Raw genomic sequence first — 12,342 nt, 5'->3', positions numbered from 1 at the left:
CGGCAAGGCAAAGCTGACGTGATTTGAATTTGATTTTCGAAGAGTATTAATCGCGGGTAAATCCAGTTGCACCAGTTCGAGCAATATTGCGAATACCGTATGGTCGAATGACTCGCAACAGGGCTTCGCTCTTTTCTGCATTTCCTGTCATCTGAATAGTAATTGAACTTGGTGCTACGTCTACCACCGTTGCACGGAAAGGTTGAATAATCGCCAGAATCTCAGCTCGTTTCTCAGCTGGCGCTGACATCTTAACCAAAATCACCTCGCGCTCCAAATGAGGCTTGTCTGTAATATCACGAATGCGAATCACATCAATCTGACGATTGAGCTGCTTGATGATTTGCTCCACTTCATCATGAGAAGCAACATCAATAATAATAGTGATACGCGATACATTCGGATCTTCTGTTGCTCCAACAGAGATGCTTTCAATATTAACCTGACGACGAGATAGGACACCTGTAAAGCGATTGAGGACTCCTGAACGATTCTGTAGTTTTGCTGTTAACATTCTACGCATGGAACTTCACCCCCAACATCTCATGATTACTCTTACCAGCTGGTACCATTGGTAACACCTGTTCCTTACGAGAAATATCTACCTCGATTAGCATAGAAACATCCTCAGTGATGACTTCAAGGTCTTGAGCCAAGGTCTCAGGATTGTCAAACTTATAGCTTTTAATGCCATATGCCTGTGCCATCAATTGGAAATCAGGAAGGGTATCAAAGACCGACTCAGACGTTCTACCTTCATAGAAGGATTCCTGCCACTGGCGAACCATTCCAAGTGAGTGGTTGTTCAGCATAACCACCTTGATTGGCACCTTGTAAATGTTCAAAATAGCCAATTCCTGGTTAGTCATTTGGAAACCACCATCCCCAACAAACAAGACTACTTCCTTATCTGGGTTAGCAATTTTAGCCCCGATTGCTGCTGGAATTCCGAATCCCATCGTTCCCAAACCACCTGAAGTCACTAACTGACGTTCATTTTGGTAAGGATAATACTGGGCTGTCCACATTTGGTGTTGACCAACGTCTGTTACCACAATGGCATCTCCATTCGTCAATTCACCAATTCGTTCAATAACAGCTTGTGGCTGAACCACACGTTCTTTCTTATCATAAGAACGAACACGGTTCTTGTCTTTTGTTACTTTCTCAATCCATTTCTCAGTATTGTTATGAACTATTGGTTCGGCCAGCAACATTTGCAAGGCTTTCTTAGCATCTCCAACTACAGGAATATCTGCACTGATAATCTTGCCGATCTCAGCTGGGTCAATATCAATGTGGGCAACCTTAGCATTCTTAGCGAAAGTCTTAGGATTCCCCGTCAAGCGGTCATCGAAACGGCAACCAATACTGATCATAAAGTCCGCTTCCGTCATGGCAATATTAGCTGCGAATGACCCGTGCATGCCTCCCATTCCAAGGAAGAGTGGATGACTCGTTGCAATCGTTCCTTGTCCCAAAAGACTGGTTACCACTGGAATTTGATAGCGTTCTGCAAATTCATTTAATTCTGCAGCTGCTTCAGCATAACTAATTCCACCACCAGCTAACAAGACTGGCTTTTTAGCCTTGGATAATTGTTTCAAGATTTTCTTGATTTGCATATCATTTGGCTCAAGAGTCGGTTGATAACTTGGTAGGTTCACTTCTGGTGAATAGATGAAGTCCGTTTCTAAAGCAGATACGTCTTTAGGTAGGTCAATTACAACTGGCCCTGGTCGACCTGTAGTTGCGATATGGACAGCTTCCGTAATGATACGCGGAATATCAGCTGTCTCACGAACTTGATAATTGTACTTAGTGATTGGCATGGTAATTCCCACGATGTCTGCCTCCTGAAAGGCATCCTTCCCAATCCCCGCTCGCGCCACTTGACCTGTAAAGACCAAAAGGGGAACACTATCGCTCATGGCATCTGCAATTCCTGTAATGGCATTTGTTGCTCCCGGTCCGCTAGTGACGACGGCAACACCCAACTTTCCAGTTGATTTAGCATAACCTTCAGCTTCATGCAGACAGCCTTGCTCATGGCGTCCTAGAATGTGGCGAATGCCTTTAAAATTATATATCGCATCATAAAAAGGCAAGACCGCACCACCAGGATAACCAAAGATGGTATCAATTCCTAAATCACGAAGTGTTTCCAAAACTAGGTCCGACCCCGTCTTAGGAGATTCTAAACTGATTTTCTCCATTGTTCCCCTTTCTCTTCTCTTAAAAATAACTTGTTTCTATCATACCATTTTTTCAAAATTTTTCAAGAGAAAAGAAGAAATTTTCTGAATTTTCTATTTTAACGTTTATTTATGAATGTTATTTTTGTTTTTATTAAAAAGATACCGATTTCATTTACTAAAAAAGAAAAAAGAACTGATTTCTCAGTTCTTCATTAATCTTATTCCACACTAAATAGGTATGGGTAAACAGGTTGTTGACCTTGGTGAATCTCGACTTCAACGTCTTCGAATTCTTCTGCGATTTCTTGAGCAATTTCATTGGCAAGTTCTTCGCTTCCATCTTCACCGACATAGAAGGTTACAATTTCACTATCTTCATCCAACATATGTTTCAAGGTTTCTGTCAAGGTTTGATGCATATCAGGGTTTGACACGAGGATTTTCCCATCAACCATACCAAGATTATCGTTTTCATGGATTTCTAAGCCATCAATGGTTGTATCACGCACAGCTGTTGTGACGCTTCCACTAACAACATCGCTAAGAGTAGCAGTCATACGCTCTTGGTTTTCTTCGATTGACTTGCTTGGATCAAAGGCAAGAAGACTTGTCAAACCTTGAGGAAGAGTGCGAGCTTCCACCACTACTGCTGGTTGCTCCAAAACTTCTGCTGCAGATTGAGCTGCCATGAAGATGTTTTTGTTGTTTGGTAGAAAGATAATGTTACGAGCGTTGACCTGTTCAACAGCCTTGATAAAGTCTTCAGTTGAAGGGTTCATAGTTTGACCGCCCTCGATAACATAATCCACACCTTGAGAACGGAAGATATCTGCGAGACCTTTACCAGCCACCACAGCAATCAAAGCATACTCTTTTTCTTCAGCAGGCTTGCTAACTTGAGCAGCTTCTTTCTCAACCTGCGCTTCGTGTTGGTTACGCATATTGTCAACTTTTACCTTGACCAAGCTACCATATTTAAGACCTTCTTGCATAACAAGTCCTGGATCTTCTGTATGGACATGAACTTTGACAATTTCATCATCATTGACAACAAGGAGAGAATCCCCGAGTTCATTCAAGTAGTTACGGAATTCGTCGTAGTCAAAATCTTTGGCATAGGTTGGACCTTGCTTAAGGGCTACCATGATTTCAGTACAATAACCAAACGTGATGTCCTCAGTCGCTACATGACCAGCCACAGACTTATGATGCTCTGCATTGATCATCTCACTCATGTTGGCAGGTGTCGCTACAAAGTCCTCAGATGCAATATATTCGCCAGTAAGGGCTGAAAGGAAACCTTCATAGATGAAGACCAGACCTTGACCACCTGAGTCCACAACGCCAACTTCTTTCAATACTGGAAGCATGTCTGGCGTTTTAGCTAGTGCTGTTTTAGCACCTTCCAAGGCTGCGCGCATGACTTCAACAGCGTCATCTGTTTGCTCAGCTTTTTTCTTAGCACCGATAGCAGCCCCACGAGAAACTGTCAAAATCGTTCCTTCAACTGGTTTCATCACTGCCTTATAGGCAACTTCTACACCTGATTGGAAGGCAAGGGCCAGGTCTTGACCTGTTAACTCGTCTTTATCCTTGATGGCTTGTGAAAATCCACGGAAAAGCTGAGATGTAATAACTCCTGAGTTCCCACGCGCACCCATCAAAAGACCTTTGGCAAGAATGCTCGCTACCTCTCCAACAGTAGAAGCTGGCTTGTCTGCAACTTCTTTAGCTCCATTTTCAATGGTCATTCCCATGTTTGTTCCAGTATCTCCATCTGGAACTGGGAAGACGTTTAATGAATTGACATATTCAGCTTGCTTATTCAAGCGAGTTGATGCAGCCTGCACCATTTCTTGAAATAAGCTAGTAGTAATTTTTGACACGGTTATTCTCCTACAACTTTGATATTTTGAATGTAGACATTTACAGTCTGAGCAGTAATTCCAAGTTGGTTTTCCAAACTAAAACGAACACGCTCTTGAATGTTTTTTGACACTTCGCTAATCTTTGTTCCGTAGCTCAACACGGTATATACATCAACTGCAATACTGCCATCTTCGGCCGCCTTTACGACGACACCTTTGGAATAATTTTCCTTACCTAGAAGGGCTTGGAAATTATCTTTGAGGGCATTTTTACTAGCCATACCGACCACACCAAAAATCTCAGTTGCTGCTCCACCTACGACGGTTGCAATCACTTCATCTGTTAGTTCGATTTGACCATCTTTTGTATTAATTTTTACAGTCATCCTTTTTACCTCAACTAGTTGATACTCTATTTTATCATATTTCAGCCCAAGTGTAAAAGCAGAATACTGTATCAGCGGATATTTACTCTATTTTTCAAATGATTTTATATCTACAGTAAAAGAAAAAAGACCCTAAGGTCTCCTTACTTTTATTATTAAACGCGTTCAACTTTACCTGATTTCAAAGCACGAGCTGAAGCCCAAACTTTTTTAGGTTTACCATCGATAAGAACAGTAACTTTTTGAAGGTTTGGTTTTACGGCACGTTTTGTTTGGTTCATCGCGTGTGAACGGTTGTTTCCTGATACAGTCTTACGACCTGTAAAGTAACATACTTTAGCCATTGTGTTTTCCTCCCATTAGATCTAATATAGCGGATGTGCTAGCACCACATACCGTACTATGTTATCACACTTTCTCTGTTTTGGCAAGGGGATTGAAAGATTTTTTTATTTAACGTAAACAACTCCTAATTTCCCAAAAGCCACATCTCCACGGATAATCAAGGTTTTGATGGTTGGGGCTAGAGAAGTATCTGCCTTGGCTACACCACAAAAAGTCTCTACCTTTAGATCTACTCTCCAGTGTTGAGGCACGTAGATAACTACATTCCCAAATCCGACTTCTATCTTCAAGGTTGCGGTATCTCCTAAAATCTCTGCATTGTCATAATATATCTTGGCATTGCCAAAACCAACTTCTACTTGATCTTCTACCAATTCTTGCTCTTGCTTGTAGAAAGTCCCAGTCCCAAAAGCAACTTCCTTATCTGTCAGAATGGTCTTTTCACCGTCATACCACCATTTTTTCCCATTCCAAGTTCTGTTAGAATGAGTGAGTGCGCTGACACCCATTACGATTAAAATACTTGCCCAGAACAATGACTGATTAGGAATTGGTAAAATGCCATAAAAGTGGTTAGCAATCATTAAGGCTACTAGAGCTGTAAAAGAGGCTGAAGTTAAGTGACGACGCAACAAAGCTCCAACTGATTGATAGGCAAAAAATGCAATACCAAGCAAGGGCCAAATTTGCCCACCGAATGAAGGGATTCCAAAATTTCCTTGTAATAATATTAAAGCTGCCAATACTAGCAACACAATACCAAATGCTTTCTTTTTCATGTTCTTACCTCATGTTTCTTAGATTTTCTTTTAGGAGGGATTGGTAATGCCGTGAGACATGAACCTCCTTGTGGGTTTGATAAAAGGAAATGGTGCCCGTTCCTGAAAAGGACTTGTCAACCGAGTAAACTTGCCGAATATTAGCAATGGTCGACTTGGATACTCGACTGAAATAACGGGGCAGGATAGACTCTAACTCATAGAGTTTAAGTCGAACCTCGTAGGCATCTTTCTGGGTATGGGCGTAAATCTTGTTCCCCTCTGTTTCAAAGAAAAGAATTTCCGACAAGTCCAGATAATATTCACCCGTCCCCTTGTAAAAAATCAACCGAGGAGACTTGGATTCTTGCAAGAGGCGCTGTAAATCCGCAATCTCATCTGTCAAAGCCGCTGCCTTGATGACAATTTCAGTTTCCTCTAAATTGCTGTCAATTTCGATTCGTAACTTCATTCCATCTCCTTTCTGACTCTACTATATCAAAGCCAAAATAAGAAAACAAGAGCAAAAAAGCAAGTGGTTACTTTAGACCCGTAAGTGGTTGTAGGACCACCTTAACTTACAATTCAAAATAGAAAGAAAAGCATACCCCACGCAAGGCCACAAATATAACCAACTACTACATCCTTGGGATAATGCACTCCCCCTAAGACTCTTACTAGACCGAGGAAAGCTGACAAGACCAACAAGATAACCCCTACAGATAAACTAGCATGTAAGCAAGCCATGGAGATAATGGTTGCTGAAAAGACATGACGACTGGGCATTGACTGACCAGGACTATCTCTGTCAAGCAAGGGTTTAATAGTCCATTCCTCATAAGGCCTAGGGGCATTGATTTTCTTACGAAGAAAGGACAAAATCACAAAACCTGACGCTGGAATAAACAAATAGATCCCGACCTGTTTCCCAAGTCCTTGTTGGAGATAGGTAGTTGCTAACAAGGTTAGATAAATCATAGGCATAACTACTGTCATGAACCGATTGAAAGTTCTTAACAAGCTCAGAAGAAAGGGCTTATTTCCAATGTTACCAGCAATGTGGTCATACCATTCTTGATAATTTTTCATATATTTTCTCATCACTTATTCAAATTTTGCTTATAGGGAAGCACTTGTCTTCTAGTATAGTGCAGAAAAAGAAGGCCGTCAAGCCTTCTTTGGGTTTATTCTTCTGCTTCGTCTTCTGTAAATTGACTGTTGTAGAGGTCAGCGTAGAAACCAGCTTGCGCCATCAGCTCATCATGATTTCCTTGCTCGATGATATTACCATTCTTCATAACAAGAATCAAATCAGCATTTCGGACGGTAGACAAGCGGTGAGCGATGACAAAGGAAGTTCTTCCCTCCATCAAACGATCCATGGCTTTCTGAATCAATTCCTCTGTACGGGTATCAACAGAAGAAGTCGCCTCATCTAGGATTAGGAGTGGCGCATCTTTCAGCAAAGCACGAGCGATAGTCAAGAGTTGTTTTTGTCCGACAGACAAGGTCACTGTATCATCCAAGACGGTATCGTAACCATCTGGTAGTGTCATGATAAAGTGGTGAATCCCTACAGCCTTGCTGGCTTCAATCACGCGCTCATCACTAATCCCCTCTTGGTTATAGATGAGATTGTCTCGGATAGTACCTTCAAAGAGCCAAGTATCCTGCAAGACCATTGAAAAGGCATCGTGTACTTCCGAACGCTTCATATCCTTGGTATCCACACCATCGATACGGATACTTCCCTTATCAATCTCATAGAACTTCATCAAAAGATTGACAATAGTTGTCTTACCAGCCCCAGTCGGTCCGACAATGGCAACCTTTTGACCTGCATGAGCGGTCGCAGAAAAGTCATGAATAATGGTTCGCTCTGGTGTATAACCAAAGGAGACTCGATCAAAGACTACTTGACCTTTCATATCGCTCAATTGTCTTTCTTTATGGGATTCGTCTTCCATTTCCTCTTCAGCTAGGAATTCGAAGACACGTCCCATGGCTGCACTAGCCTGCTGAAGACTAGTAACCCCTTGGGCAATTTGTGAAAGGGGCTGAGAAAAGATACGAACGTAGGCCATAAAGGCAACGATAATCCCGATACTGATGTGCCCATTTAAGGCCAAGGCTGCACCAACGATAATCACCAAGGCATAGCTAAAGTTCCCAATAAACATCATAATCGGCATCATAATCCCTGAAATAAATTGAGATTTCCAGATACTATCATACAGACGATTGTTTAATTTCGCAAACTCTTCTTTCGTGCTCTCGATAGCATTGTAACTGGTCACCACATTATGGCCAGAGTACATTTCCTCCACATAGCCATTGACAGCTGCCAAATCTTGTTGCTGACTCTTAAAAAAGCCCTGTGATTTGCCCATAAAGACGGACACGAAAACAAAACCAACAAGAGTTGAAACAACCGTCACCAAGGCTAAAATCCAGTTCATCCCAAACATGGTTACCAAGACTGCCAAGACCAGTAAAGTGGATGAAAGAACTGTTCCCAGACTTTGATTGAGAGACTGGGCTGCAGTGTCAACGTCATTGGTCACACGAGACAAGGTATCTCCTTGAGAATGTCCATCAAAATATCCCAATGGAAGGCGATTAATTTTCTCTGCGATGGCTGTTCTCAAACGCTCTGAAAAACGTTGAATAGCTGTTGTAAACAGAAAGGCCTGCAAATAATTTGATAGAAGTCCGATCACATAAATGACGGCCAAAAAACCACCAATAGCTGCAACCGCCGCGACATCCACACTTGTTTCCAGACCACTGGCAATAATATTAGTCATTTCCTTGATGCGGGTCGGGCCATATACAGTAATGATATTGGATAAGATTGTTGCTAGAAAGGCGATTAGAAGGGCAAACTGGAGACCTGCAAGATAGGGTTTACTCTGTTTCCAAAGAGACATTTTCTTATTTTCCATGTTCCAATTCCTCCTTCGATAGTTGTGAATAGGCAATTTCTTGGTAAACTTCGTTATTAGCTAGAAGTTCCTTGTGGGTGCCTTGTCCCACGACTTTTCCTTGATCCAAGACCAAAATCAAATCAGCATCCATAATTGTAGAAATTCGCTGAGCGACGATAAGCTTGGTCATAGGTTTTGTTTTCTCTGCTAGCTCTTGGCGTAGGACACGGTCTGTCTTGTAGTCCAAGGCTGAGAAGGAGTCATCAAAGATGAGGATTTCTGGATTCCGAGCCAAGGCACGCGCAATGGCCAGACGCTGTCTTTGACCACCTGAGAAGTTGGTTCCTCCTTGGGCCACTTCTGACTCTAAGCCCGCTTCCTTGTCTTCGATAAAGTTCTTAGACTGGGCCAATTCCAAAGCTTGCCACATAGCCTGCTCACTAAGCGGTGTTTCTTGACTTTGTCCAAAGTCTAGATTGCCCTTGACATCCCCTGAAAAGAGAATCGCTTTCTGAGGAATATAACCAACCTTGTTGCGCAAATCATTCAAGTCATAGTCTTGAACATTGACACCGTCTACCAGGATTTCTCCTGCTGACACATCGTAGAAACGTGGAATCAGATTGACCAGAGTTGATTTACCTGAACCCGTTGACCCAATGAAGGCCACTGTTTGACCAGTTTCTGCTTTAAAGCTAACATTCTCAATAACCGCCTCCGAATTTGCCGCATATCGGAAGGTCACATCCTTAAATTCGACCTGACCTTTGAGGTTTTCATCAGCCAGCTGCACTTGAGCAGGGTTTTGGATAGAAGAATGCAAATCTAAAACTTGATTAATGCGCTTAGCAGAGACTATAGTTCGGGGAAGAACGATGAAGAGTGCTCCCATGAGAAGGAAGCCCATGACAACCTGCATGGCATAAGACATGAAAACAATCATATCACTAAAGAGAGGCAGACGTGCTATCGGAGCAGCGTCGTTAATCACATAGGCCCCAATCCAGTAAATCGCCACACTCAAACCACTTGAAATTCCCATCATGATAGGGTTCAAAATAGCCATAAGACGGTTGACAAACAAATTCAAGCGTGTCAATTCATCATTTGCTGCTGCAAATTTTTCATTTTGGTATTCTTCAGCATTGTAGGCGCGAACGACGCGAATACCTGTTAAACTCTCACGAGTGATACTGTTCAGTTTATCAGTCAGCCCCTGAATCAAGGACTGTTTTGGAAAGGCTAGCGTCATCAAAACAGTCGTCATCAGAACGTTGACAATCACTGCCACAAGTACGGCCCAGAGCCAGTATTCTGAATGACCTAAAATCTTCCCGATAGCCCAGATAGCCATAATCGGACCACGCGTAACTACTTGCAAGCCCATGGTAATCAACATCTGAACTTGAGTAATGTCATTGGTAGTACGAGTTAAAAGACTGGGAATAGAGAATCTCTTAATCTCTGTCTGCGAGTAATCCAAAACTCGGTTAAAAATATCACTTCTCAGCCTACTAGTATAAGAAGCCGCCACTCGGGATGCAAAAAATCCAACTGCGACTGCGGATAAGAAGGCAAAAAAAGACATTCCGACCATCATACCTGCTGGTTGCCATAACTCATCCAAGTTGGTTCCTTGACTTCCCAGCAAATCCGTAATTTTCGAGATATAGGTCGGAACTTCCAACTCTAGGTAGACTGAAAAGCAGGTAAAGAGAATGGCTAGTAAAATCATCCCCCATTCTTTTCTACTAATTCGTTTAGCTAATTTCTTCATTATCTCCTCCTATTCTCTTGATATTTTCCTGTAGTTGATTGAGGACTTTCTCAAAAATCAGTAATTCATCTTCATCAATGTCTGCCATCAACTGCTTGTCTATTCGTTCAAAAAAAGACTTAACCTGTTGCATCTGAGAACGTGCTTTGTCCGTCAAATGAACAAATTTTGCCCGCTTATCGCTAGGACTCGCCTCCAATTCCACCAAACCATTTTGCACCATACGCTTGACCAAATTACTAGCAACAGACTTGGTAATATTGAGTTCCTGCTCGATATCCTTAATCAGGACCAGTTCCTCTTTTTGTTCACAATGATCTAAAAAATGCAGAACCTGCCCTTGAGGCCCACCCATAAATTCAATACCACAACGTTTGGCTTCCTTTTGCACCATCAGGTGAATCTGATGACCAAAACGCTTAAAGACTAACATCGGTTTATCCATACTAACTCCTTTCTAACTATCACATTTAGTTCTCCTAGGAACTAAATAAGTTTCCATGAGAACTATTTTACCACTTTAAAAAGAGATGTCAAGAAAAAGTTTCCATGAGAACTATCTTAGTTTAAATTGACATTAGGCAATATTTTTTATATAATAAGCACTTACTACTGTGGATAGAAATCCATTCACTTAATGAAGGAAGAAAACTTTCAAATGAAACCAGAAGAACAAAGAGTTTTAGGAATCTTAGCAACCATTTTTGGAGCCATCGCACTTTTAGGATCCTGGATCCCGTTTATTAACTATCCATCGTTGTTCATCGCCATCGTCGCATTTATCTTGGGAATTATCGGCCTTATCGTCAACCTCAAAAAACGGAAAAAAATGGCTATTATCGGAACATCCCTGGCAGTTGCCTCTGTTGTACTTTTCTTTACGACTCAGGTACTATACGCTGATGTCTACAAAGAGTATGCCAAGGAGTTTAACCGTTCCTACATGGATACGAGTGCCTCAATGGAACGCGAAGAAGAAAGTGGCTTGACAGACGATACCTTCACCTGGACCCAAGAACAGTTCGACGCCTTAATCGAAGGTGACCTTGACAACAAAGGAAAAGGTGGTACCAACTACAAGGATATTATCAACAAACACGGAAAGCCAGATTCCGAGTTTGACTTCACTCTTGGGGGTTACGATACGAAAAAAATCACCTATATCTCCATCGGAGAAAAGATCAAGACTGTTACCTTAACTTTTGCAAAACAGGACAATGGAGAGCTCTTGCTCGTCCAAAAACATCAGTCGGTCTAGGTCTAGAAAAAGCAATCAACAAAACGATTCTGAAACCAGATTCTAAGTTCAAATATCAAAAAAACGAACAGCTAGTAAAACTGTTCGTTTTTCTATTAGAATCCATCTACGTTTGTGTAGATCTTTTGTACGTCTTCGTCGTCTTCAAGAACGCTGTAAAGTTTTTCAAAGGTTTCAAGATCATCGCCTGACAATTCCACTTCTGACTGAGGAATCATTTCCAATTCAGTCACTTGGAATTCTTCGATACCTGACTCACGAAGGGCAACGATAGCCTTATGAAGGTCAGTTGGAGCTGTGTAAACTGTGATTGTCCCTTCTTCTGCTTCTACATCATCCACATCCACATCTGCTTCTAGCAATTGCTCAAAGACCGCGTCCGCATCTTCACCTGCAAATACGATAACTCCCTTGTTGTCAAAGAGGTATGAAACTGAACCTGAAGCGCCCATGTTTCCGCCATTTTTACCAAAGGCTGCACGGACATTAGCCGCTGTACGGTTGACATTTGAAGTCAAAGTATCAACAATCAGCATAGAACCATTTGGTCCAAAACCTTCGTAACGTCCTTCTGTAAAGGTTTCGTCTGTGTTTCCTTTAGCCTTGTCCAAAGCTTTATCGATAACGTGTTTTGGCACTTGGGCTTGTTTAGCACGGTCGATAACGAATTTCAAGGCTGAGTTTGATTCTGGATCTGGATCACCTTTTTTAGCTGCTACATAGATTTCTACACCAAATTTTGCATATACTTTAGAGTTAGCTCCATCTTTAGCCGTTTTCTTGGCTACGATATTGGCCCATTTACGTCCCATTAGGAATCTCCTT

At 41.9% G+C, this 12,342-nt stretch carries 12 protein-coding genes and 1 pseudogene; 1 reads left to right on the top strand and 12 read right to left on the bottom strand.

Translation table 11 applies throughout. The features are described 5' to 3' along the window. Nucleotides 1-46: 46 nt before the first annotated feature. The 11 genes from ilvN to MK480_RS02990 form a co-directional block, all read right to left on the bottom strand. A complete protein-coding gene (ilvN, locus tag MK480_RS03040) occupies nt 47-523 on the bottom strand; it encodes an acetolactate synthase small subunit (RefSeq protein WP_001253803.1) in 477 nt (158 codons plus the stop codon). Further along, nucleotides 516-2,216 (bottom strand): acetolactate synthase large subunit, encoded by a 1,701-nt coding sequence (locus MK480_RS03035; protein WP_261030482.1) that lies wholly within the window; start codon nt 2,214-2,216, stop codon nt 516-518. The genes ilvN and MK480_RS03035 overlap by 8 nt, the downstream gene beginning before the upstream one ends. A 200-nt stretch (nt 2,217-2,416) precedes the next feature. Next, nucleotides 2,417-4,084, bottom strand: coding sequence for a DAK2 domain-containing protein (locus MK480_RS03030; RefSeq protein ID WP_084888212.1), 1,668 nt, complete (start codon nt 4,082-4,084; stop codon nt 2,417-2,419). Between the two features lie 2 nt (nt 4,085-4,086). Continuing rightward, nucleotides 4,087-4,452 (bottom strand): Asp23/Gls24 family envelope stress response protein, encoded by a 366-nt coding sequence (locus MK480_RS03025; protein ID WP_000216437.1) that lies wholly within the window; start codon nt 4,450-4,452, stop codon nt 4,087-4,089. Between the two features lie 155 nt (nt 4,453-4,607). Continuing rightward, complete coding sequence (rpmB, locus tag MK480_RS03020) at nt 4,608-4,796, bottom strand: 50S ribosomal protein L28 (protein ID WP_001140948.1); 189 nt, start codon at nt 4,794-4,796, stop codon at nt 4,608-4,610. Nucleotides 4,797-4,901: 105 nt separating this feature from the next. Next, entirely contained in the window at nt 4,902-5,576 is a 675-nt protein-coding gene (locus tag MK480_RS03015; RefSeq protein WP_268707171.1) for a LiaF transmembrane domain-containing protein, read from the bottom strand. A 4-nt stretch (nt 5,577-5,580) separates the two neighbouring features. After that, nucleotides 5,581-6,027, bottom strand: coding sequence for a LytTR family DNA-binding domain-containing protein (locus MK480_RS03010; RefSeq protein WP_020901878.1), 447 nt, complete (start codon nt 6,025-6,027; stop codon nt 5,581-5,583). Nucleotides 6,028-6,140: 113 nt separating this feature from the next. Next, on the bottom strand, nt 6,141-6,644 hold the full coding sequence (locus MK480_RS03005; RefSeq protein WP_166732308.1) for a phosphatase PAP2 family protein: 504 nt from the start codon (nt 6,642-6,644) through the stop codon (nt 6,141-6,143). Between the two features lie 95 nt (nt 6,645-6,739). After that, the gene (locus MK480_RS03000; protein ID WP_268707170.1) at nt 6,740-8,500 is read right to left on the bottom strand and encodes an ABC transporter ATP-binding protein; all 1,761 of its coding nucleotides are present in this window, start codon (nt 8,498-8,500) and stop codon (nt 6,740-6,742) included. Then, a complete protein-coding gene (locus MK480_RS02995) occupies nt 8,490-10,259 on the bottom strand; it encodes an ABC transporter ATP-binding protein (RefSeq protein ID WP_084928789.1) in 1,770 nt (589 codons plus the stop codon). The genes MK480_RS03000 and MK480_RS02995 overlap by 11 nt, the downstream gene beginning before the upstream one ends. Continuing rightward, nucleotides 10,243-10,704: a MarR family winged helix-turn-helix transcriptional regulator gene (locus MK480_RS02990; protein ID WP_268707169.1), complete on the bottom strand. Its 462-nt coding sequence runs from the start codon at nt 10,702-10,704 to the stop codon at nt 10,243-10,245. Before MK480_RS02990 ends, MK480_RS02995 begins: the two co-directional genes overlap by 17 nt. A gap of 213 nt (nt 10,705-10,917) precedes the next feature. On the opposite strand from MK480_RS02990, the pseudogene MK480_RS02985 reads away from it, so the two are divergent. Continuing rightward, nucleotides 10,918-11,563 (top strand): annotated as a pseudogene (locus MK480_RS02985) (DUF4190 domain-containing protein). A 49-nt stretch (nt 11,564-11,612) separates the two neighbouring features. Here MK480_RS02985 and MK480_RS02980 read toward each other — a convergent pair. Then, complete coding sequence (locus MK480_RS02980; RefSeq protein ID WP_000532882.1) at nt 11,613-12,329, bottom strand: YebC/PmpR family DNA-binding transcriptional regulator; 717 nt, start codon at nt 12,327-12,329, stop codon at nt 11,613-11,615. Nucleotides 12,330-12,342: the final 13 nt, after the last annotated feature.

This window comes from Streptococcus mitis (genome assembly GCF_026782895.1).
GTDB classification, from domain to species: Bacteria; Bacillota; Bacilli; order Lactobacillales; family Streptococcaceae; genus Streptococcus; species Streptococcus mitis_CB.
Note: the sequence above shows the minus strand (reverse complement) of the source record. Positions and strands in the feature narration are given on the sequence as shown.